The 23,096-nt window shown below is 67.3% G+C and carries 18 protein-coding genes and 2 tRNA genes; 17 read left to right on the top strand and 3 right to left on the bottom strand.

Annotated elements, in window-relative coordinates:
• Positions 1-82 precede the first annotated feature (82 nt).
• Complete coding sequence (gene pepN / locus OIU93_RS05600) at positions 83-2,626, bottom strand: aminopeptidase N (RefSeq protein WP_264269097.1); 2,544 nt, start codon at positions 2,624-2,626, stop codon at positions 83-85.
• 195 nt (positions 2,627-2,821) lie between these two features.
• Here pepN and OIU93_RS05595 point away from each other — a divergent pair, with 195 nt between their 5' ends.
• From OIU93_RS05595 to OIU93_RS05550, 10 genes are all read left to right on the top strand, one after another.
• On the top strand, positions 2,822-3,646 hold the full coding sequence (locus tag OIU93_RS05595; protein ID WP_264269096.1) for an aspartate dehydrogenase domain-containing protein: 825 nt from the start codon (positions 2,822-2,824) through the stop codon (positions 3,644-3,646).
• A gap of 155 nt (positions 3,647-3,801) precedes the next feature.
• Entirely contained in the window at positions 3,802-4,275 is a 474-nt protein-coding gene (locus OIU93_RS05590; RefSeq protein WP_264269095.1) for a ribose-5-phosphate isomerase, read from the top strand.
• 20 nt (positions 4,276-4,295) lie between these two features.
• On the top strand, positions 4,296-5,258 hold the full coding sequence (locus OIU93_RS05585; protein WP_264269094.1) for an Fpg/Nei family DNA glycosylase: 963 nt from the start codon (positions 4,296-4,298) through the stop codon (positions 5,256-5,258).
• Between the two features lie 141 nt (positions 5,259-5,399).
• Positions 5,400-5,473 (top strand) — tRNA-Gly (locus OIU93_RS05580).
• A gap of 326 nt (positions 5,474-5,799) precedes the next feature.
• Positions 5,800-5,874 (top strand) — tRNA-Pro (locus OIU93_RS05575).
• Between the two features lie 86 nt (positions 5,875-5,960).
• Positions 5,961-7,334 (top strand): trigger factor, encoded by a 1,374-nt coding sequence (tig, locus tag OIU93_RS05570; RefSeq protein ID WP_264269093.1) that lies wholly within the window; start codon positions 5,961-5,963, stop codon positions 7,332-7,334.
• A 276-nt stretch (positions 7,335-7,610) separates the two neighbouring features.
• Positions 7,611-8,204, top strand: a complete 594-nt coding sequence (locus OIU93_RS05565; RefSeq protein ID WP_264269204.1) for an ATP-dependent Clp protease proteolytic subunit — start codon at positions 7,611-7,613, stop codon at positions 8,202-8,204.
• A gap of 44 nt (positions 8,205-8,248) precedes the next feature.
• Positions 8,249-8,911 carry an ATP-dependent Clp protease proteolytic subunit gene (locus tag OIU93_RS05560; protein ID WP_264269092.1) on the top strand — a complete coding sequence of 221 codons (663 nt, stop codon included), beginning with the start codon at positions 8,249-8,251 and terminating at the stop codon, positions 8,909-8,911.
• Positions 8,912-9,075: 164 nt separating this feature from the next.
• Positions 9,076-10,368, top strand: coding sequence for an ATP-dependent Clp protease ATP-binding subunit ClpX (clpX, locus tag OIU93_RS05555; RefSeq protein WP_264269091.1), 1,293 nt, complete (start codon positions 9,076-9,078; stop codon positions 10,366-10,368).
• 84 nt (positions 10,369-10,452) lie between these two features.
• Positions 10,453-11,076: a disulfide bond formation protein DsbA gene (locus tag OIU93_RS05550; RefSeq protein ID WP_264269090.1), complete on the top strand. Its 624-nt coding sequence runs from the start codon at positions 10,453-10,455 to the stop codon at positions 11,074-11,076.
• 447 nt (positions 11,077-11,523) lie between these two features.
• Here OIU93_RS05550 and valS read toward each other — a convergent pair whose 3' ends face one another.
• Entirely contained in the window at positions 11,524-14,151 is a 2,628-nt protein-coding gene (valS, locus tag OIU93_RS05545) for a valine--tRNA ligase (RefSeq protein WP_264269089.1), read from the bottom strand.
• Between the two features lie 172 nt (positions 14,152-14,323).
• Positions 14,324-16,012 (bottom strand): glycoside hydrolase family 13 protein, encoded by a 1,689-nt coding sequence (locus OIU93_RS05540; RefSeq protein ID WP_264269088.1) that lies wholly within the window; start codon positions 16,010-16,012, stop codon positions 14,324-14,326.
• A gap of 165 nt (positions 16,013-16,177) precedes the next feature.
• On the opposite strand from OIU93_RS05540, the gene OIU93_RS05535 reads away from it, so the two are divergent.
• The 7 genes from OIU93_RS05535 to OIU93_RS05505 all read left to right on the top strand — a co-directional run bounded on the left by OIU93_RS05535 (position 16,178) and on the right by OIU93_RS05505 (position 23,077).
• A complete protein-coding gene (locus OIU93_RS05535; protein WP_264269087.1) occupies positions 16,178-16,567 on the top strand; it encodes a DUF488 domain-containing protein in 390 nt (129 codons plus the stop codon).
• 81 nt (positions 16,568-16,648) lie between these two features.
• Positions 16,649-17,419, top strand: coding sequence for an SDR family oxidoreductase (locus OIU93_RS05530; protein WP_264269086.1), 771 nt, complete (start codon positions 16,649-16,651; stop codon positions 17,417-17,419).
• Positions 17,416-18,156, top strand: coding sequence for a sirohydrochlorin chelatase (locus OIU93_RS05525; RefSeq protein ID WP_264269085.1), 741 nt, complete (start codon positions 17,416-17,418; stop codon positions 18,154-18,156). Before OIU93_RS05530 ends, OIU93_RS05525 begins: the two co-directional genes overlap by 4 nt.
• Positions 18,157-18,233: 77 nt before the next feature.
• Entirely contained in the window at positions 18,234-19,958 is a 1,725-nt protein-coding gene (locus tag OIU93_RS05520) for a nitrite/sulfite reductase (RefSeq protein ID WP_264269084.1), read from the top strand.
• Entirely contained in the window at positions 19,955-20,674 is a 720-nt protein-coding gene (locus tag OIU93_RS05515) for a phosphoadenylyl-sulfate reductase (protein WP_264269082.1), read from the top strand. The genes OIU93_RS05520 and OIU93_RS05515 overlap by 4 nt, the downstream gene beginning before the upstream one ends.
• A 65-nt stretch (positions 20,675-20,739) precedes the next feature.
• Positions 20,740-21,693, top strand: a complete 954-nt coding sequence (cysD, locus tag OIU93_RS05510; protein ID WP_264269081.1) for a sulfate adenylyltransferase subunit CysD — start codon at positions 20,740-20,742, stop codon at positions 21,691-21,693.
• A gap of 1 nt (position 21,694) precedes the next feature.
• Positions 21,695-23,077, top strand: coding sequence for a sulfate adenylyltransferase subunit 1 (locus tag OIU93_RS05505; RefSeq protein WP_264269080.1), 1,383 nt, complete (start codon positions 21,695-21,697; stop codon positions 23,075-23,077).
• The last annotated feature ends 19 nt before the right edge of the window (positions 23,078-23,096 follow it).

The raw sequence follows: 23,096 nt of genomic DNA, 5'->3' as shown, positions 1-23,096 counted from the left end.
GACTCCATTCTCGCCGCAGGCGGGGGATGCCGGTGCACATGACGCACCGGCATCCACCCGAGTTTCCGCGGCCTCGGTGGCGCTAGGCGTCGGCCGCCTGGGCTGCAAGCGCGCGGACCACCGCATCGCGGCTTTCGATGACCAGCCGTCGCAGGGCGGGGGAGTCCTCGCCCAGCGAATGCAGGAACGCGTCGGTCTTGGCCAGCGTTTCCGGGGTGGTTTGCGCCGCAGGGTAGAGCCCGGTGACGATCTGCTGGGCAATCTCGTAACTCTTCGTTTCCCACACCGTGCCGGCTACGTCGAAGTACTCCTCGACGTAGCCGGCGATCAGGGCGGGATCGTGCACGTGGTTGAAGCCGGTGATGGCGGCGCGCTGTTCGAGGTTAGAGAGCTTTCCGCCGATCACCGCATCCCAGGCCGCACGCTTGGCCTCGGGGGTGGGCATGGCGGCCCGCGCCGTGTGGGCGGACAGCTGCCCGGTGGAGGTGGCATCGCGTTCCAGCTCCGCCGCGATGGCCCCGGCGTCGGCGCGACCGCCGGCGGACAGGGAGGTCAGCAGGTCCCAGCGCATCTCCGCATCCACCTCCAGCCCCTCCAGCACAAGCTCGCCCGAGAGCAGCGCGGCCACGGCGTCGAGCTGTGGGCCGGTGTGCGCCAGGTGGGCGAAGGCGCCGACAAATTGCAGCTGTGCGTCGGAGCCTGCTTCCGCCGCCCGTGCCAGCTCCCAGAGCCGGTCGGCGGCGGCAAGGCGCGCCGCCGGGGCTCCCATGCGGTCGACGTAGTAGTCAAGGGCTGTATTCAGCTGGCGCAGCAGCACCATGATGACGGTGGAATCGGTTTCGTGCCCGATGTTGCCCAGCACCAGCTCCAGATAGGCGCGGGCAGGGGTCTCGGCGTCGCGGACCGCGTCCCAGGCAGCGCCCCAGACCAAGGTGCGCGGCAGTGATTGTTCGAAGTCCTTCAGGTGTGCGGTGGCGGTGGCCAGCGACTGCCCGTCCAGCCGGATCTTGGCATAGGCCAGGTCGTCGTCATTGACCAGCACCAGCGCCGGTCGCTTGCGCCCCACCAAGGCCGGGACGGCAGTGGTGGGGCCGGCCACGTCGAGTTCCTCGCGGTGCACGCGGATGAGCGACCCGGCGGCGTCCAGGTCGTAGAAGCCCACGGCCAGGCGGTGCGGGCGGATCACCGGGTGTTCGGCGACTGCGGTCTGGGTGATGGAGAAATCGGTGATCAGTCCCGCATCGTCGGTGGAGATCACCGCGCGCAGCGTGTTGACGCCGGCGGTTTCCAGCCACAGCTTCGACCACTCTGACAGGTCGCGGCCGGAAGAGGCCTCAAGCTCGCGCATCAAGTCCGGCAGCTCGGTGTTGGACCAGGCGTGCTTGGCGAAGTAGCTGCGCACCCCGGCCATGAATTCCTCCTGGCCGACCCAGGCGACCAGTTGGCGCAGCACCGAGGCGCCCTTGGCGTAGGTGATCCCGTCGAAGTTGACCTGCACGTCCTCGAGGTCGCGGATCTCGGCGACGATCGGGTGGGTTGAGGGCAGCTGGTCCTGGCGGTAGGCCCAGTTCTTCTCCAGGATGTTGAAGGTGGTCCACGAGGAGGTGAACTCGGTGTTCTGCGCGGCGGCGAGCGTCGACATGAACTCGGCGAAGGACTCGTTGAGCCAGAGGTCGTTCCACCAGCGCATGGTCACCAGGTCGCCGAACCACATGTGGGCCAGTTCATGCAGCACCGTGATGGCACGGCGTTCGACCATGGCATCGGTGGGACGGGACCTGAACACATAGGACTCCAGGAACGTCACCGCCCCGGCGTTTTCCATGGCCCCGGCGTTGAACTCCGGCACGAAGAGCTGGTCGTACTTTTCGAACGGGTACGGGGTGCCGAACTGCTTCTCGAAAAACTCGAAGCCCTGGCGGGTGAGCGTGAAGATGTTCTCCGCGTCCAGGTGCTCCATGAGCGAGGCGCGGGCGAAGACGCCCAGCGGGATCACCCGTCCGTCGCTGCTGGTCAGCTCGGAGCGGACGCATTGGTACGGGCCGGCGATGAGCGCCGTGATGTACGAGGAGATGCGGGCCGTCGGCGCGAAGGCCCACGTCCTGGCGCCGTCGCGGGCGTCGACCGGCACCGGGGTGGCGGCGTTGGAGATGACGTCCCAGTGCGCGGGTGCGGTGATCGTGAACGCGAAGGTGGCCTTCAGGTCGGGCTGCTCGAAGACCGCGAACATGCGCCGGGAATCGGGCACCTCGAACTGCGAGTAGAGGTACACCTCGTCATCCACCGGGTCCACGAACCGGTGCAGCCCCTCGCCGGTGTTCATGTAGAGCGCATCGGCGTCGATGACCAGGGTGTTCTCCGCGGCGAGGCCCGGCAGGGCGATGCGCACGCCGTCGGAGACCTCGGCCGGGTCCAGCTCGGTGCCGTTGAGGTTCACCGAGCGGACGGCATCGGTGACGGCGTCGATGAAGGATTCCGCGCCCTCGGCGGCGGAGAAGCGGACGGTGGTGCGCGAGGAGAAGACCGTGTCCGACCCGGTCAGGTCCAGCTCGACGTCGTAGGAGTGGACGGTGATCAATGCGGCCCTGGTGCGGGCCTCTTCGCGGGTGAGGTTCATTCCTGGCATGGTCGCTGACGCGCCTTTCGATGGTTGCCGGTGGCGAAAATCTTGGTGTTTCGGGCCTGCCACCCGGCGTGGCGCCGCGGCGGTGTGGATTGCGGGGCGGCACCGGAGTGTGAAACAAGCCTTGAACAGTGTGCCTATTGTCTCACCAACACCCCACGGTGCCGCAAGTGGCGCGGGACTGGTTTGATGGATGACATGGGAATTGATGTGGTTCTTCTGGGATATGGCGCAATCGGCCGGGCTGTCCACCGGATGCTGGCGCCGCATGCGCAGGACGTGCGGGTGCTCGGGGTGCTTGACCGGGCCGCGCTGGAGGGCCGGGCCGGAGCGACCCGCGTGGCTGGTCCTGATGGGCACGGGGTTTCGGTGATGGATCTGGAAAGCGCCACGGAACGGGCCGATGTCATTGTTGAATGCGCCTCCCCGGCGGCGGTGCGCACCTATGGCCCCGGGATTCTCGGGGCGGGCACCGACCTGCTCGTCGCCTCCCTGGGGGCGCTCGTCGATGACAGGCTGCGCGCCACGTTACTGGACGAAGGGCCCGGACGCTGCCACCTGTCCACCGGCGCCATCGGCGGGCTGGACCTCATCCGTGCCTCGGCGGGGACCATCGAGCGCATCGCCCTGGGCACGCGCAAGGCGCCGGCGGCACTGTTGCACCCGGGACTGGCGGATGAACTGCGGGAATCGATTGCCGCGGCGGGGGCCGCGGGCGTGCCCCGCCACGTCTTTGGCGGTTCCGTGGCCGATGCCGTCCGGCATTTTCCCTCCAACATCAACGTTGCGGCGGCGCTGGGGCTGGCGGCCGGGGACATGGGCCTGGTCCGCGTTGACATCGTTGCCGATCCGGGCGCGACGCTGACCAGCCATGTGATCGAGATGCGCGGGCACGGCGGGAATTACAGGTTCGCGATCGAGAATTTCCCGGACCCGGCCAACCCCGCCACCAGCGTCCTGACCGCGCGCTCGATGGTCTCCGGCCTGCTTCGGTTGGGCGGGCGGGGGCCGCACTTCATCTAGCGGCCGCACCCCCGCACTCGCTCGCCTTGCGGGTTTCGGCTTCGTCATCGTGGTGGATCGCCGGCGACCGGCGGGTCATAGACTTAGTGCCATGCTGCACCCGGGGCTAGGCTTGTGCCTGCATCTTCCCCCTCCACGGTCTAAGGACACAACACATGCGCGTTCACATTGCCACCGACCACGCAGGCCTCGAGCTCAGCGCCCACCTCATCGAACACCTCCGCGCCAAGGGCTACGAGATGGTCGACCACGGTCCCACCGCATACGACGCCGAGGACGACTACCCCTCCTTCTGCATCAATGCTGCCCTTGCCGTTGTTGCCGACCGGGCCGCCGGCCTGGACTCGCTGGGCATCGTGTTGGGCGGCTCGGGCAACGGAGAGCAGATCGCCGCCAACAAGGTCGTGGGCATCCGCGCCGCACTGGCCTGGAACCTCGACACTGCGCGCCTGGCCCGCGAACACAACGACGCCAACGTCGTGGCGGTCGGCGGTCGCCAGCACTCGTTGGTGGAAGCCACCGGCATCATCGAGGCCTTCTTGTCCGAGCCGTTTTCCAATGTCGAGCGCCACATTCGCCGCATCGGCAAGATCGCCACCTACGAAACCACCGGCGAGGTCGTGGCCTAACGTCGCCACGGCACACCACCATGCCCGAAGGCCACTCCGTACACCGACTCGCCCGCCAATTTGACGACGTCTTTGGCGGGCAAGTCCTTGCCGTCTCCTCCCCGCAGGGCCGCTTCGCACCAGCGGCCAGGTTGATCGACGCCCAACGACTCATCTCCTCCCACGCGCACGGCAAGCAGCTTTTCCTGGGTTTCGAAAACGACCTGGTGCTGCGGGTGCACCTGGGACTCTATGGCGCCTGGAGTTTTGGCGGGGACGAACACTTCTCCGGCGCCTCCTCGATCGGTGCCCCGCGCAAGGTGGGGGAGAGCGAGCAGGGGCCCGACGAAGAGGCGGGCCCCTATGCCGGCCCGCCCGAGCCGGTGGGCCAGGTGCGCGCTCGTCTGGTGTCCGAGCACGGCTGGGCGGACCTGCGCGGGCCCAGCGCCTGCGAGGTGCTCACCCGGGAACAGGTGCTGGCGGTGCGTGCCAAACTTGGGCCCGACCCTCTGGTGGCCGCCGCCGGCGAATTCAACCTGGCCAAGGGCAGGGGCTCCACGGAGGCGAACGAAGCCGCTGCGCGTGCGGCGCGCAAGGACTTCGTGGCGCGCCTGGCACGCAAGAGAACCCCGATCGGAACCACCCTGATGGACCAAGGCGTGCTGGCGGGGGTGGGCAACATCTACCGCGCCGAAACACTCTTTCGCACCCGGATCGACCCGTTCCTGCCCGGCAACGAGCTGTCCTCACGAAAGGCCGGGATCCTGTGGGACGACATCGTCTCGATCATGGGCGATGGGGTCCGCGACGGAAAAATCATCACCACCCGGGCCGAACACCGCGACGAGTCCGGACCGCTGTGGCCGGAGAACGCCTACTACACCTACCAGCGGCAGGGACGCGGGTGCCGCATCTGCAGCGCCACCATTTCGCTGGCCGAGGTCGCGGCACGCAAGCTCTACTGGTGCCCGGGCTGCCAGCCGCCGGCACGGTCCCGGAACTGAACGGCTCGGCGGACATGGCCCCGTCCGATTCGCGAACAAGCGGATTGACAAGGATCTGTGCAGTTTCGGACCCTGATTTGCGCAGCGTGGAATGGTGGTGCTAAGGTTTTATCCGTTGCCACCGACGAGGTGGGCAAATGCGGGGATGTAGCTTAGTGGTAAAGCCTCAGTCTTCCAAACTGATGATGCGGGTTCGATTCCCGTCATCCCCTCCAATAAAGAGTGATTTGGTTCCCCGGGAACCAGGTCGCTCTTTTTCTTTCCCCGAGCAATGGGGTCCCGCCCCCAGTGCCGAATTGTGACGTCGGTCCCTTTTCGCCCGGCGGGGCGGCGACACGTAGGTTTTTTGGTTTCCCGCCCAGGCATCGTGACCCCCGAAAACTGTGGCGATCCGGGGCTTTTCCCCATGCGAAAGCACGAATTTTGTTTTCCCGCGTTTGCTTGTATGGTTGTTCCGCGCCGTCGACGAAATCCAAACTTCTGGTTGACGGGCCGATTAGTGAAAACTTGTTTATTTTGCATAGACTGTTTCAGCACTTATCGGGGTGTAGCTCAGCTTGGCTAGAGCGCGCGCTTTGGGAGCGTGAGGTCGCAGGTTCGAATCCTGTCACCCCGACTCTGTACCTTCAACCCCGTAACGGTTACCGTTACGGGGTTGAAGTCCAGCTCAGACCAAACATCACACACCAGGAGTACACCGCTGTGAAGAGCGCCGTCGAAACCCTCACCCCCACCCGGGTCAAGCTCACCGTTGAAGTTCCCTACGATGAACTGAAGCCGCGCATTGCTGAGGCCTACAAGACCATCGCCAAGCAGATCCAGGTTCCCGGCTTCCGCGCCGGAAAAGTCCCGTCCCGCTTGATTGATCAGCGCGTTGGCCGTGGCTACGTCCTGGAAACTGCCATCAACGAAGGCATGAACACCTACTACCAGCAGGCCGTCACCGAGAACGAAATCGTTCCGCTCTCGCGCCCCGAGGTCGAAATCACCGAGCAGCCCTCCGCAGAGGTTGCAGGCGAAGGCCAGCTGGCCTTCCAGGTCGAGATCGACATCCGTCCGAGCATCGAACTGCCGGACTACAAGGGCCTGGAAGTCACCGTTGAAGCCGCCGAAGCCGGTGACGCCGACATCGAGAAGGCACTGGATGACCTGCGCGGCCGCTTCGGCACGCTCAAGACCATCGAGCGCCCGGCAGCCGACCAGGACTTCATCACCCTTGACTTGACCGCATCGGTCGAGGGCGAAGAGGTCGACTCGGCCACCGGCCTGTCCTACCAGGTTGGCTCCGGCACCATGCTCGAGGGCATGGACGAGGCAGTCACCGGCCTGTCCGCAGGCGAAGACGCCACGTTCGTCACCAAGCTGGCCGGTGGCGAGCACGCAGGTGCCGACGCACAGGTCAAGGTCACCGTCACCGCCGTCAAGGAGCGCGAGCTTCCCGAGGCCAACGACGACTTTGCCCAGCTGGCTTCCGAATTCGACACCATGGCCGAGCTGCGCGAGTCCCTCGCCAAGGATGCCGCCGAGTCCAAGGTCATGGACCAGGGGGTTGCTGCCCGCGACCTCGTCCTGGACAAGCTCATGGAGCTCGTCGAGGTTCCGGTTCCGGAATCCGTCATCACCGAGCAGGTCGAGCAGCACTTCGAGCAGGGCGCCCACAACGAGGGTGAAGAGCACGACACCGAAGAGCACCGCACCGAGGTTCGCGAGAACACCGCCAAGGCCTTCAAGAACGAGATCGTGCTCGACGCCGTCGCCGAAGCAGAGAAGATTGGCGTTGCCCAGTCCGAACTGATCGACTACATCGTCCAGACCGCCGGCCAGTACGGCATGGACCCGAACCAGTTCGCCCAGATGCTCGACGGCGCCGGCCAGGTCCCGATGCTGGTTGGCGAAGTCCGCCGCCGCAAGGCCCTTGCCAAGGTCCTGGAGCTGGCTGTTGTCACCGACAGCAACGGCAGCGTCGTTGACCTGAGCGACTTCGTGCGCCCGGCAGGCGAAGAAGAAGAGGGCTCCGCATCGTCGGCCTCCTCGGCTTCCTCCGCCTCCTCGGCATCGGCAGCATCCGCCAAGTAGCGCGGCGCCGCTGACGCGGCATTGGATTCCCAGGCGCGGAGCCACCTGCAAAAGGTGGCTCCGCGCCTGCTTTTAACCCCTCTTTTAAGCCCACGGCGATGGCTGCCCCGCGCACCATGCGCCGACAGCGAACAGCTGCCCCTGCGCCGCCAAAGTCGCTGGCCAAGGCAGTAATGTTCAAGGAAGTAAAGAGCCAGTGGCCCGACGGACAGAACATCGGGGCACGGCATCACGGAGAGGTATCAGAACATGTCCAGTGACTCCCGCACTCCCACGATGGCTTCGGTAGATCCGGCCAATCGCGAGGACTACATCTACAATCGACTCCTCAAGGAGCGGATCATCTGGCTCGGCTCGGAAGTCCGAGACGACAACGCCAATGCGATCTGCTCGCAGTTGCTCCTGCTCTCCGCGGAAGACCCGGAGAAGGACATCTACCTGTACATCAACTCCCCGGGTGGTTCCATCACCGCGGGCATGGCGATCTACGACACCATGCAGTACATCCCCAACGATGTCGTCACCGTGGCCACCGGCCTGGCAGCTTCCATGGGCCAGTTCCTGCTGTCCTCGGGCACCCCGGGCAAGCGCTACGCCACCCCGAATGCCCGCATCCTGATGCACCAGCCGTCCGGCGGCATTGGCGGCACCGCCTCGGACATCCGCATCCAGGCCGAGCTGATCCTTCACATGAAGAAGATCATGAGCGAGCTGACCGCTGCTCAGACCGGCCAGACCGTGGACACCATCCTGAAGGACAACGAGCGCGACAAGTGGTTCACCGCCACAGACGGCCTCGAATACGGCTTCTTTGACCACATCGCCCAGTCCTCCGGCATCGTCTCCGGTGGCGGCGGGGTCGCGAAGTAACGCGACGGAACCCGGCAGACCTAACTGATTTCCCAGGAGATACGATGAATTTCACCCCGAATGCCACCTCCGGCGAAATGCCGTCGGCACGCTACATCCTCCCGCAGTTCGAGGAGCGGACCCCCTACGGGTTCAAGCGCCAGGACCCGTACGCGAAGCTGTTCGAAGACCGCATCATTTTCCTTGGTGCCCAGGTCGATGACGCTTCCGCCGACGACGTCATGGCCCAGCTGCTCGTCCTGGAGTCCATGGACCCCGAGCGCGACATCACCCTGTACATCAACTCGCCCGGCGGCTCGTTCACGGCGATGACGGCGATCTATGACACGATGCAGTTCGTGCGCCCCGAGGTGCAGACCGTGTGCCTGGGCCAGGCAGCCAGTGCCGCTGCGGTGCTGCTTGCCGGCGGCACCCCGGGCAAGCGCCTGGCGCTTCCCAACGCACGGGTGCTGATCCACCAGCCCGCCATGGGCGGCGGCGAACGCGGCACCGCGTCGGACCTGCAGATCCAGGCCGAAGAAGTCATGCGCATGCGCGCCTGGCTCGAGACGACCCTGGCCGGGCACAGCAACAAGACCGCAGAAGAGGTCGGCAACGACATCGAGCGCGACCTCTACATGACCGCGGCCGAGGCCAAGGTTTACGGATTGATCGACGAGGTCCTGACCCCGCGCAAGATCAAGTCCCAGGGCAGCATCGCCCACTAAGGCGGGACACGGCGAACGGGCTGCTGTTGCGGGGCGCGAAATAAGCGCACCACGGGCCGCCCGTTCGCCCATTCTGTCGGCACTCTGTCATAGAGTTAAGGCAGTTCAGCATTTCCGGTTCTCTCGGGCCGGTCTTACCGGTACCAGATAAGGGGACCAAATCGATGGCACGCATGGGTGAAGGGTCTGATCTGCTCAAGTGTTCCTTCTGTGGCAAGAGCCAGAAGCAGGTTCGCAAGCTGATCGCCGGCCATGGCGTCTACATCTGCACCGAGTGCATTGAACTCTGCAACGAGATCATCGAGGAAGAGCTCGCCGAGGTTGAAGAGGGCGTCGACTTCGAATTGCCCAAGCCGAAGGAAATCTTCGACTCCCTGCAGGAATACGTCATCGGCCAAGAGGGCGCCAAGCGCTCGTTGGCGGTGGCCGTCTACAACCACTACAAGCGCATCCAGGGCGGCGCTGCGGCCAAGTCCGTTGCGGCGCTTTCGGACTCGAACTCCCTCGACGAGGTCGAGGTGGCCAAGTCCAACATCCTGCTGATCGGGCCCACCGGCTGCGGCAAGACCTACCTGGCCCAGACGCTGGCCCGCCGGCTAAACGTCCCCTTCGCCGTCGCCGATGCCACCTCGCTCACCGAGGCCGGATACGTCGGCGAAGACGTCGAAAACATCCTGCTCAAGCTTATCCAGGCAGCGGACTATGACGTCAAGAAGGCCGAACAGGGCATCATCTACATCGACGAGATCGATAAGATCTCCCGCAAGAGCGAAAATCCCTCAATCACCCGGGACGTCTCGGGCGAAGGGGTCCAGCAGGCACTGCTGAAGATCCTCGAGGGCACCGTTGCGGCTGTTCCGCCGCAAGGCGGCCGCAAACACCCGCACCAGGAGTTCATCCAACTGGACACCACCAACGTGCTGTTCATCGTTGCGGGCGCCTTCGCAGGTCTCGAGGAGATCATCTCCTCGCGCGCAGGACGCAAGGGGATCGGCTTCGGCGCACCGCTGTCGGCGTTGAAGTCCGAGGCTGCGTCATATGCCGACGTCCGCCCGGAAGACTTGTTGAAGTTCGGCCTCATCCCGGAATTCATCGGCCGGCTGCCGGTGATCAGCACGGTGGAAAAGCTGGACCGGGAGTCCCTCATCAAGATCCTGTCGGAGCCCAAGAATGCGCTGATCAAGCAATACCAAAAGATGTTCCGCATGGACGGTGTTGAGCTGACCTTTGAGCTGGGCGCCTTGGAAGCCATCGCAGACCTCGCGCTTGCCCGGGACACCGGTGCCCGCGGGCTGCGCGCAATCCTGGAGGAAACCCTCAGCGCCACCATGTTCGAAATGCCGAGCCGCGACGATGTCGTCGAGGTCGTCATCACCGGCGACGTGGTGCTCAACGGGGCGGATCCGTCACTGATTTCCGCGCAGGTCGCCGACAAACGCGGCAAAAAGTCCGCTTAGTACTTGACTTGTTCACTCCGGGCTCCGCACCAACGCGATGTCCCGGACCTTGAACCCTTGCCATTGATTTAAAGGAGATGCACGTTGTCCGAGAAGACTCACGTTGATTTTTGGTTTGACCCGGCCTGCCCCTTTGCCTGGGCGACGTCCCGCTGGGTCCTCGAGGTTGAGAAGGTGCGTGACATCGAGGTTGCTTGGCATGTGATGTCGCTTTCGGTGCTCAACGACGGTCGCGAGGGCCTGAGCGACGATTACCGCGATTTCGTGGCCAAGGGCTGGGGCCCTGTCCGCGTGCTCATCGCCGCCGCCCAGAAGCACGGCGACGCGGTGCTCGGCGATCTCTACACCGCCATGGGCGAGATGCTGCACCACGAAAAGGTTGCGGACTACAGCGAGGTCATTTCCCGCGCACTGGCCAAGGCCGGGCTGGAACCGGAATTGGCCGATGCGGCGACCGGGACCGAGTTTGACGAGGCACTGAAGTCGAGCCACGAAGACGGGATCTCCCGAGTCGGCCAGGACGTCGGCACGCCCGTCATGGCGCTAAACGGCACCGCATTCTTCGGTCCGGTCATTACGCGGGTTCCCTCCGGCGAAGAGGCCGGCAAGATCTTCGATGCCGCCGTCGGCCTGGCGTCGTACCCGTACTTCTTCGAAATCAAGCGCAGCCGCACCGAGAGCCCGCAGTTCGACGTCGAAGCCAACTGACCTGAAAATCCTGTCAATGGCACCAAGGGCCAATGTTTTCAGCAGGGGACCGGAGCAAACCTCAAAGTTTGCCCCGGTCCCTTGCCGGTCTCCGGGGCAGGGCGTATAAAAGTAATACGCATCACTACCGGAATGATGCTGAACAAAAACCGAATTCGCGGTGACGAGCTATTGGAATCTCTTCTAGCTCGGCTGCAGCAGCGAAGCAGCAAGACCCACGCAACGAGGATTTTGTTCGGTTCTCTAAATCAACGCTGTACGAGAACCAACACCGAGTCGAAGCCCCTCCGACATTAGTTTGTCAGCCGAAGGGGCTTCCCCTCTGTCTGCCGCCAGGTGCGATGTCGGAGGAGGGGACGGTCCCGGATGAAAGGACGAGGGCGCCGTGCCCCACCCCGCGGGGTGGGGCACGGCGCCCTCGTTGCCGGGACCCCGGCACATGGAAGCTTAGGCCTGGACGGTGTCCTCGGCCGGTGCCAGCACCACGTCGCTGACCGTCAGGTCCCCGTCGGCGGCAACCAAGGTCATGTCCTTGGCGTTACCGGCGGCCAACAGGTCGCCCAGTCCGCTGCGCAACAATTCCAGGGTGGCCTCGGGCGCGGAAATCACGCCGGAGAGCACCTCGGTGCGCTGCTTGACCTTGGCCTCGGACTTTGCCTTTCGGATGCCCGAGAGAGCCTCGCCGACGATCGGCAGCACTGCGGTGTTGGCGCCTTCGACGGCGCCGGCCAGATGGGCGGAACCGGGCCATGGGGCGCGGTGGACGGATCCGGCACGCCACCAGCCCCAGACCTCTTCGGTGGCGAAGGGCAGGAACGGGGCAAAGAGGCGCAGCACCGAATCCAGCGTGGTGGCCAGGGTGGCAAGCACCGATGCCTGTTCCGCGTCGCCGCGGGCACCGTAGGCACGGTCCTTGATCAGCTCCACGTAGTCGTCGGTGAACGACCAGAAGAACGACTCGGTGATGTCCAGTGCACGTGCGTAGTCGTAGGCATCGAAGGCGCGGGAGGCGTCGTCGATGACCTGGGACAGGCGGGCGAGCAAGGACTTGTCCAGCCCGTTGGTGATGACAGAGGCGTCGCCGGCGATGACATTCGCTTCGGTGGCGCCCAGGTTCAGCACGAACTTGGAAGCGTTGAGGATCTTGATCGCCAGGCGGCGGCCGATCTTCATCTGGTTGATCTCGTACGCGGTGTCCGCGCCCAGCTTGGCGCTGGCCGCCCAGTAGCGAACGGCGTCGGAGCCGTAGTCGTTGAGCACGTCGGTGGGGACCACCACGTTGCCCTTGGACTTGGACATCTTCTTGCGGTCCGGATCCAGGATCCAGCCCGAGATCGCCGCGTGCTTCCACGGGGCCACGTCGTGCAGCGCATCGGCGCGCACTGCGGAGGAGAAGAGCCAGGTGCGGATGATGTCGTGGCCCTGCGGGCGCAGGTCGAACGGGAAGACCTTGTTGAAGAAGTCCGTATCGCGGGACCAGCGGCCCACGATCTGCGGGGTCAGCGAGCTGGTGGCCCAGGTGTCGAGCACGTCGGCGTCACCCACGAAGCCGCCGGCTTCGTTGCGCTGGGACTCCTCGTAGCCCGGTGCCACGTCCGCGGCCGGGTCGACCGGCAGCATTTCGTCGGTGGGCAGGATCGGGTTCTCGTAGTCGGGTTCCCCGGCCGCATCCAGCGGGTACCAGACCGGCACCGGCACGCCGAAGAAGCGCTGGCGGGAGACCAGCCAGTCGCCGTTCAGGCCCGAGATCCAGTTCTCGTAGCGCGAGCGCATGAAGGCTGGGTGGAACTCGATCTGCTCGCCGCGCTTGATGAGGCGCTCGCGGCGTTCCTCGTCGCGCCCGCCGTTGCGGATGTACCACTGGCGGGAGGAAACGATTTCAAGGGGCTTGTCGCCCTTTTCGAAGAAGTTCACCGGGTGGCTGATCTTCTTCGGCTCGCCGTCGAGCAGGTTGGCGGCGATGAGCAGCTCGACGACGCCCTCCTTGGCGGAGAACACCGTCTTGCCGGCGATCGCGGCGTATGCCGTACGTCCGGCCTCGGTGGTGATCCACTCCGGGGTCTCGGCGATGACGCGGCCGTCGCGGCCGATGATGGCCCGGGTCGGCAGCTGCAGTTCGCGCCACCAGGTCACGTCGTTCAGGTCGCCGAAGGTGCAGACCATCGCGATGCCCGAGCCCTTGTCCATCTTGGCAAGTGCGTGCGGGAAGACCGTAACCGGAACGTCGAAAAGCGGGGAGGTGACGGTCTTGCCGAAGAGCGGCTTGTAGCGCTCGTCGTCGGGGTTTGCCACCAGGCCGGCGCAGGCAGCCAGCAGCTCGGGACGGGTGGTCTCGATGAAGACCTGGGTGCCGTCCTCGGCGGTGAACGGGTAGCGGTAGTAGGCGCCGGGCACTTCCCGGTCCTCCAGTTCCGCCTGGGCCACCGCGGTGCGGAAGGTGACGTCCCACAGGGTGGGTGCCTCTGCCATGTAGGCGTCGCCCTTGGCCAAGTTGGCCAGGAAGCCGCGCTGCGAGACGGAACGCGACACGTCATCGATGGTGCGGTAGGTCAGGTCCCAGTCCACGGACAGGCCCAGGGTGGAGAAGAGGTGCTCGAAGACCTTCTCATCCTCGACCGCGAGTTCCTCGCAGAGTTCGATGAAGTTCTTGCGGCTCACGACGTCCCAGTCGCGCTGGTTCTTCGCCGGGGTCGCCGGGGGACGGTAGCCCTCCACGTGGGCGTACGTCGGGTCGCAGCGCACACCGTAGTAGTTCTGCACACGGCGCTCGGTGGGCAGGCCGTTGTCGTCCCAGCCCATCGGGTAGAACACGTTCTTGCCGCGCATACGCTGGTAACGGGCCAGCACGTCGGTCTGCGTGTAGGAGAACATGTGCCCCACGTGCAGCGAGCCCGAGGCCGTCGGCGGGGGAGTGTCGATCGAGTAGACCTGCTCGCGCGTGGTCTCTGCGTTGAATTTGTAGGTGCCCTGCTCGCGCCAGCGGGCGCCAAGGCGTTCCTCCAGGCCCTCAAGAGCGGGCTTGTCCGGAACGGAAACGATGACGGGCGTGTCTGTGCCCAAGGTGTCTTCTGCCATGGGCCCATTCTTCCATGAGCCCGGGCATTACCCCCAGTCGACCGCGGTTGATGCACGCCACAGGCACGCCACAGGCACGCCACAGGCACACCGGGCGGCGCCCCCGGCGATGCGGTGTGCGCCACCTGCGACGTCGGGGCGGGCCGAAACAGTGCGCCCGGGGCGGGGGGGGTCAGGGTGCGAACCAGAGGGTGGTTTCCCCCGGGACCAGCCCGGGCAGCACGGGCAGCGCACCGCTGGTGACGACGATCCTGGCCGGGTCCAGGCCATCGGGCAGGTCCGTCGGAGCGGTGCCGAAGTTGGTCAGCACCTCCCAGCCGTTGGGCCGGCGGTAGTGCGCGAGTGCGGCATCGGGTGCAGACACCCAGTGGAGGGACTCGGTGGTTTGCAGCTTGCGGCGCCACGCCAGGGCGCTGCGGTAGAACTGAAGGGTGGAGCCCTCCGCCGCGTCCTGGGCGCTGACGGCATGCTCGGCAAACCAGGCAGGCTGGGGCAGCCACGGCGGGCCGCCGAAGCCCAGGTGCTCCTCCTGCGCGTTCCAGGGCAACGGCACGCGACAGCCGTCGCGGCCCTTGAGCGTCTTCCCGGTGCGGAACCACGTGGGATCCTGCAGGGACTCAAGGGGCAGGTCCGCCGCCTCAAAGAGACCCAGTTCCTCGCCCTGGTAGAGGTAGGCGGAACCCGGCAGGCCCAGCATGAACAGCGTTGCGGCCCGGGCCCGGCGGAGCCCGCGTGCCGGATCGGCGACAGGTTCCCTGCCGCCGGAGAGCAGCCACGCGTCCTGGGCCGCCGCGTCGGTGCCGTCGGGCAGGGAATAGCGCGAGGCATGGCGCACCACGTCGTGGTTGGAGAACACCCAGGTGGAGGATGCCCCGGAGACCTCGGCCTCCTCGAGGCACCGCGCCACGATCTCGCGGAACTCCGTGGCCGCGAAGGGGGCCTGCAGCAAGTCGAAGTTGAAGGCCTGTCCGAGGCCGGTGGGCCGGGCGTAGCGCAGGCGCCGGTTGGTGAAGGGCACCCATGCCTCCGCCACCGCAATGCGCGGCGGGTCGTATTCGTTGAGCACCGAGCGCCAGCCCGCATAGATCTCGTGGACCTCGTCGCGGTCAAAGAGCACGTCGGTGCCGTCATCGACCAGGATCTCCAGCGAGGGCTTGGAGCGCAGCGGATGGGCCATGTCCTTGACCAAGGCGTGGGCAACATCGACGCGGAACCCGTCCACGCCGCGGTCCGCCCAGAAGCGCAGCGTGGTGTGGAAGTCCTCGCGGATCTCCGGGTTGTCCCAGTTCAAGTCCGGCTGCTCGGGAGCAAAGAGGTGCAGGTACCACTGGCCGGGCGCCCCGGCGTTTTCCCCGGTGGTTTCGGTGATCCGGGTCCAGGCGGGTCCGCCAAAGTGCGATGGCCAGTCCGAGGGCGGGAGTTCGCCGTTCTCGCCCAGCCCGTCACGGAAATGGTAGCGGGCGCGTTCGGGAGAGCCGGGTGCCGAGGCGAGGGCGGCGGTGAACCATTGATGGCGGTTGGAGCTGTGGTTGGGCACCACGTCGGCGATGACCTTGATGTTTGCCGCATGGGCAGCGGCGATCATGGCGTCGAAGTCCTCCAAGGTGCCCAGTCGTTCATCGACGTTCCGGTAGTCGTCTACGTCGTACCCGCCGTCGGCAAGGGCCGAGGGGTAGAACGGGGACAGCCAGATGGCGTCGATGCCCAGCTCGGCGAGGTAGCCCATGCGCGAAGTCACGCCGGGCAGGTCGCCCAGGCCGTCACCGGTGGCATCGGCAAAACTGCGCGGGTAGATCTGGTAGACGGCGGCCTGGCGCCACCATTCGGCGGCGGGCACGGGAGCTGGAACATGGCTGTTCATGGGCGGGTGGATCCTCTCGGACTGCAGGTGGGCCGGGTCGGTGCCTTCAGTATGTCTGGACGGGGCGGGGAAGTCCCGTCATTGCGGCCCACGGGTCCTGCCTGCCGCCACGGACCGGGTCTTGAACGGCTGGAAGATGCGCTGCGGCGGTCCTACGCTGTTGGCATGGGTAACTTTCGATTGTTGCGCGCCTACGAACCCGCCGACGGCGGCTACCGGGTCCTGGTGGACAGGCTCTGGCCCCGCGGGCTGGGCAAGGAGCGGGCGGCGCTCGATGACTGGGCCAAGGACGCGGCACCCTCAACCGGGCTACGCGTCGCCTTCAGCCGCAAGGCCGAGCGGTTCACCGAGTTCACCGACCACTACCGCCACGAGTTGGAGGCCGGGGCCGCCGCCGAGGGTGCCCACCGCCTGCTGGGGATCGCCCGCAAGCACGAGGACGTGGTGCTGCTCTACGCCGCCCGCGACACCGTGCACAACCACGCGGTGGTGCTCCTGGACTTCCTGCGCGAGGCCCAACAGGGGACCGTGGACGCCCCGGGCGACGGGGCCTGAGGCGTTTGTCCCCCCACCCCCCGGTGCCACGAAGCGACATCGCTGTTGGGGCCGGGCCACCGTGCTGGATAGGCTTTGCTCATGTCATCACAGAATCAAGTCACCCAACATGCAGCCGTCGTCACCGGGGCCTCCAGCGGGATCGGCGAGGCAACCGTCCGCGCCCTCGCTGCCGCCGGATGGAAGGTGTTCGCCGTGGCCCGCCGCGCGGAGCGGCTTGCGGCGCTCGCCGAGGAAACCGGCGCGGTGCCCGTTCCCGCCGACGTGACCAACGACGCCCAGGTCGCCGGCCTGCTGGAAGCCGTGGAGGCCGGCGGCGGCATTGACACGCTGATCAACATCGCCGGCGGCGCCCGCGGCGCCGACTACCTGGCCGAGGCGAAGAACGAGGACTGGGACTTCATGCTCCAGACCAATGTCATGGGCACCATGAAGGTCACCCGCGCGTTCCTGCCGATGCTCCGCGCCCACGGCGAGGGCACCGTGCTCAACCTGACCTCGACCGCCGGAATGGTCAGTTACGAGGGCGGCTCCGGCTACAACGCCGCCAAGGCCGCCCAGCGCGCGCTGACCCAGGCGCTGCGCCTGGAGGAAGTCGAGCACAATGTGCGCGTCATCGAGGTGCTGCCGGGCCTGGTGCACACCGAGGAGTTCGCCTTGCGCCGGATGGGCGGGGACCGCGAGCTGGCCCAAAAGCCCTACGCCGGGGTGGCCAAGCCGTTGCTGGCGGAGGACATCGCCGACATCGTCGCCTATGCCGTCAACGCCCCGCACCATGTGAACCTCGACGAGATCGTCGTCCGCCCGGTGGCGCAGGCAGCAGCCCACAAGCTGATCCGCGGCCAGGCGTGATCGGCCCCGCCGGCGGCCCCGGGCCGCGGCGGCTGCACATCGTGGCTTGTGCCCACGGCACCGACAACCCCGACGGGCGTCGGCTCATTAACGGCCTGCGCGGGGACTTGGCCGACGAGCTCGCGCTCCAGGGCATCGACGCTGTCGTCCACGAAGCCTACGTCGACGTGCAGGAACCCCGGCTCGAGGCGGTCCTGGCCGCACTGCCGCCCGGCGAGGACGCCATCGTGGCGCCCCTGCTGCTCTCCGAGGGCTTCCACAGCCGCGTTGACATCGCCGATGCGGCGGCCGCGCGCCCGCACACGGGCGTGAGCGCGCCGGTGGGCCCCGACCCGCGCCTGGCCGCGGTGCTGGCCCGCCGGCTGGCCGAGGCCGGGCACCAACCCGGGGACGCCGTGGTGCTTGCCGCGGCGGGCACCCGCATCGAGGCAGGACAGCGGCAGGCTGCGCGGATGGCGGAGCTGCTGGCCGCCGAACTGGGCCACCCGGTGGCCGTCGCCTTCGGCTCCGCCGCCACGCCGTCGGTGACCGAGGCGGTGGGCGCGGCACGGGCCGCGGGGGCGCCGCGGGTGGGCGTCGCCTCCTTCCTGCTGGCCCCCGGGTTCTTCCACGACCGACTGGCCGAAGCCGGCGCCGACTATGTGTCAACGGCGTTGCTCCCGGGCGTCACAATCGCGAAATGTGTCGCCGGAAGACTCGCTGAAGCCATCTCCGCGGGACCCGCCGACACCGAATAGGTCGCCGGGTTACGGCATGACGTTGCGGGTAGGAGGTCGTTGGTGGGCCCCCGCCGGCCCGCCCTAGTGTCGAAGCCATGACACAGGCAACCGACACCCAGGCAAGCACCCGGCCCGCCCGGCCGGCCCGCCCGGCGGCCAAGCCGCACGGACAGTGGAAGATCGACGGCACCACGCCGCTGAACGCCAACGAGGCGTTCAAGGCGGACGACAACGGGCTGAACGTGCGCGAGCGCATCGAAACCGTGTATGCCCGGGGCGGGTTTGATTCCATCGACCCCACCGACTTGCACGGCCGCTTCCGCTGGTGGGGCCTCTACACCCAGCGCAAGCCGGGCATCGATGGCGGGCGCACCGCCACCCTGGAGCCGCAGGAGCTCGAGGACCGCTACTTCATGCTCCGCGTCCGGATCGACGGCGGAACCGTTACCACTGCGCAGCTGCGCACCATCGGGGAGATCTCCCGCGACTTCGCCCGCGACACCGCCGACGTGACCGACCGGCAGAACATCCAGCTGCACTGGATCGACGTCGTGGACGTCCCGGAGATCTGGCGGCGGTTGGAGGCCGTGGGCCTGGACACCACCGAGGCCTGCGGGGACGTGCCGCGGGTCATCCTCGGCTCCCCGGTGGCGGGGATCGCGAAGGACGAGATCCTGGACCCGACCCCGGTGATCCGCGAGATCCGCGAACGCTTCATCGGCGACCCTGAACTGGCCAACCTGCCGCGCAAGTTCAAGACCGCCATCTCCGGGCACCCGTCCCAGGACGTGGTGCACGAGATCAACGACATCTCCCTCATCGCGGTCAACCACCCCGAGCACGGGCCGGGATATGACCTGTGGGTCGGCGGAGGCCTGTCCACCAACGCCCGGCTGGCCGAGCGGCTCGGCGCGTTTGTGCGCCCCGAAATCGCGGCCGAGGTGTGGCTGGGCGTGGTCTCGATCTTCCGCGACTACGGCTACCGGCGGCTGCGCAACAAGGCGCGGCTGAAGTTCCTGATGGCCGACTGGGGACCGGAAAAGTTCCGCAAGGTGCTCGAGGAGGAATACCTCGGCTACGCGCTGCCCGACGGGCAGGCACCGGACAAGCCGACCACCCCGGGGGACCACGTGGGCATCCACGAGCAGAAGGACGGGCGCTTCTTCATCGGAGCGAGTCCCAAGGCCGGCCGGCTCTCCGGGACGCTGCTGCTGGAGTTGGCGGACCTGCTGGAGCGCCACGGTTCGGCGCGGCTGCGCACCACCCCCCACCAGAAGCTGCTCGCTCTGGACATCCCCGCCGAATCGGTGAGGGCCGCAGCCGCTGAACTCGATGCGCTGGGCCTGGCCACGGCGCCGAGCATCTTCCGCCGCTCCGCGATCGCCTGCACCGGCATCGAATTCTGCAAGCTGGCGATCGTTGACACCAAGGACACCACCATCGCCGCGGTCGCCGAACTGGAGGAGCGTTTCGCGCAGAAGTCGGCCGTGCGGCTGCCGCCTTCGCTGAGCCTGCACGTGAACGGCTGCCCCAACTCCTGCGCCCGCATCCAGACCGCCGACATCGGCCTCAAGGGCCAGCTGCTTCCCGACGGGCACGGCGGGCAGACCCCGGGCTTCCAGGTCCACCTGGGCGGGGGACTGGCCTCCACCGAACGGGGAGAGGCCGGCCTGGGACGCACCGTGCGCGGGCTCAAGGTCACCGCCGATCAGCTGCCCGACTACATCGAGCGGGTGCTGGAAAATTATTCGGCCGGCTCCGAGATGGGCGAATCCTTCGCTGCGTGGTCGCACCGTGCCGCGGACGAGGACGTCGTATGAGCACCGACACCCACACCGTGGACCAACTCGCCGCCGACCGTGCCCTTGCCGAGTCAGGTGCCGCCGAACTGGGCTTCGACGCCTCGGCAACCGACGTCATCGCCTGGGTCAAGCGGAATTTCGACACCGCAGAGGTCGCCGTCGCCTGCTCCATGGCCGATGCCGTGCTGCCGTCGGTCGTCGCAGAGGCGCTGCCGGGTGTCGACGTGCTCTTCCTGGAAACGGGCTACCACTTCGCCGAAACCCACGCCACGCGCAACGAGGTTGCAGCTTCGCTGGACGTGCGGATCATCGACGTGCTCCCGGTGCGCACAGTGGAAGAGCAGGACGCCGAGCACGGGCCCCGGCTGCACGAGCGCGACCCTGCCGCCTGCTGCCGGATGCGCAAGATGGAGCCGCTGGCCAGGACCCTGGCCGGCTACCGGCTCTGGTTCACAGGGGTCCGGCGCGACGAGGCACCCACCCGCACCAACACGCCGTTGGTCACCTGGGACGAGGCCCACGGGCTGATCAAGGTCAACCCGCTGGCCGGATGGAGCTTCGACGAGCTGATTTCCCACGCCGCGGCCAACAGCGTGCCGGTGAACCTGCTGCTGTCCAACGGCTACCCGTCGATCGGATGCGCCCCCTGCACCCGGCCGGTGGCCGAGGGCGAGGACCCGCGCGCCGGCCGGTGGGCAGGGGTCGCCAAGACCGAATGCGGCATCCACCGGTGAGCCCGGCACCGCCTGCCCGTCCCGAACGCACCACCACACCCCTCCCACCGACGAAGGAGCAAGAGATGAGCACCACCGCGCGCACCGCAGCCCCCGAGCGACCACGCCCTGCCACCGCCACCGCACCCGAGATCGACGTGCTCGACGCCCTTGAGGCCGAATCCATCCACATCCTGCGCGAGGTCGCCGCCGAGTTCGAGCGTCCCGCGATGCTCTTTTCCGGGGGCAAGGACTCCGTGGTGATGCTGCACCTGGCCACCAAGGCCTTCTGGCCAGGGGCCGTCCCGTTCCCGGTGCTGCACGTGGACACCGGACACAACTTCGAGGAGGTCATCGCGTTCCGCGACAGCACCGTGGAGCAGCTGGGCCTGCGCCTGGTGGTCGCCAGCGTGCAGGACTACATCGACGACGGGCGGCTCACCGAACGTGCCGACGGAACCCGCAACCCGCTGCAAACCACGCCGCTGCTGGACGCCATAGCCGCCAACCGCTTCGACGTGCTCTTCGGCGGCGGGCGCCGCGACGAGGACAAGGCCCGGGCCAAGGAACGCATCCTGTCGCTGCGCGACGAGTTCGGCCAGTGGGACCCGCGCAACCAGCGCCCCGAGCTGTGGAACCTGTACAACGGACGCCACACCCCGGGTGCGCACGTGCGGGCCTTCCCGATCAGCAACTGGACCGAACTGGACATCTGGCGCTACATCGAACGCGAGAACATCGCGTTGCCGCCGCTCTACTACGCCCACGAGCGCGAGGTCTTCGAGCACTCGGGCATGTGGCGGGCCGTCGGGGAATTCAGCCGGCCGGGCGACGACGTGGCCGTGACGCGGCGCACCGTGCGCTACCGCACCGTGGGGGACATGTCCTGCACCGGGGCGGTGCTCTCCGAGGCGTTCACCACCGCGGAGGTCATCGCCGAAGTGGCCACCACCACCATCACCGAACGCGGCGCCACCCGCGCCGACGACCGCATCTCCGAGGCGGCCATGGAAGACCGCAAGAAGGACGGGTATTTCTAAGATGAGCACCACCAACCTGGACACCAGCACCCTGGACACCGCCGCTTTGGACACCCTCGCACCGGCACTTGGCCGGCGCGGGCTCTTCCGCTTCGCCACGGCAGGATCCGTCGACGACGGCAAGTCGACGCTCGTTGGCCGGCTGCTGCACGACGCCAAGGCGGTGCTCGCCGACACCCTCGAGGCACTGGCCCGCACCTCCGCGGAGACCGGCTTCGGCGGAGGTGACGGCACCCTGGACCTGGCCCTGCTCACCGACGGGCTGCGCGCCGAACGCGAACAGGGCATCACCATCGACGTGGCCTACCGCTACTTCAGCACCGGGGAGCGCTCCTTCGTGCTGGCCGACTGCCCCGGACACGTGCAGTACACCCGCAACACCGTCACCGGGGCCTCCACCGCCGACGCCGCGATCGTGCTCATCGACGCCCGCAAGGGAGTGCTCGAACAGACCCGCCGGCACCTGGGCGTCATCGGCCTGCTGCGCGTGCCCAACGTGGTCGTCGCGGTGAACAAGATCGACTTGATCGGATACGACGGCCAGCGCTTCGCCGACATCGCCGCCGACGTGGCGCGGGTCGCCGCCGGGCTCGGCCTGCGCCCCCCGCACACCCTGCCGGTCTCCGCCCTGGTAGGGGACAACGTGGTTGAACGCTCGGCGCACACCGGCTGGTACACCGGGCCCACGCTGCTGGGGCTGCTCGAAACCCTGCCCACGCGCGACGAGGCGGACACCGCTGCCGAGGCCTTCCGCTTCCCGGTCCAGCTGGTGCTCCGGCCGCAGGGCGCGCTGGCCCCGGGGCTGGATGCCGCCGCCTTCCGCGACTACCGCGCCTACGCCGGGGCGATCGCCGCCGGCTCCATCGCCGTGGGGGACCCGGTCACCATCGCCACCCCGGGGCAGCCTCGCCGGGAAACGACCGTCATCGGAATCGACGCCGCCGGACGGGACCTGGCCTCCGCCACCGCACCGGCCTCGGTGGCGCTGCGGCTGAAAGATGAGCTGGACATCGCCCGTGGAGACACCATCGCCGCTGCCGGGACCCTGCCGGACTCCTCGGCGGACCTGTTCGCCGAGCTGTGCTGGCTCGCGCCCGCACCGCTGCGCCCCGGCGCCACGGTGCTCATCAAGCACGGGACCGCGACGGTCCGCGCGAAGGTCACCGCCATCGAGGGACGGCTTGACCTGGAGGACTTCGGGCTCCTTCCCGCCGACGGGCTGGAACTGAACGACATCGGCTCCGTCGCGTTGCGGCTGGCTGCCGAACTGCCCACTGAGCCCTACGTGCGACACCACCGCACCGGGGCGTTCCTGGTCATCGACCCGCAGGACGGCAACACGCTCGCCGCCGGGCTCGTGGGCGAACGCCCCGCCGCCGGCTAACCCCGCCGCCGGCCAGTGC

The sequence above is a fragment of the Paeniglutamicibacter sp. ZC-3 genome (assembly GCF_025847175.2).
Lineage (GTDB): Bacteria > Actinomycetota > Actinomycetes > Actinomycetales > Micrococcaceae > Paeniglutamicibacter > Paeniglutamicibacter sulfureus.
This window is presented reverse-complemented; position numbering and strand designations above follow the sequence as displayed.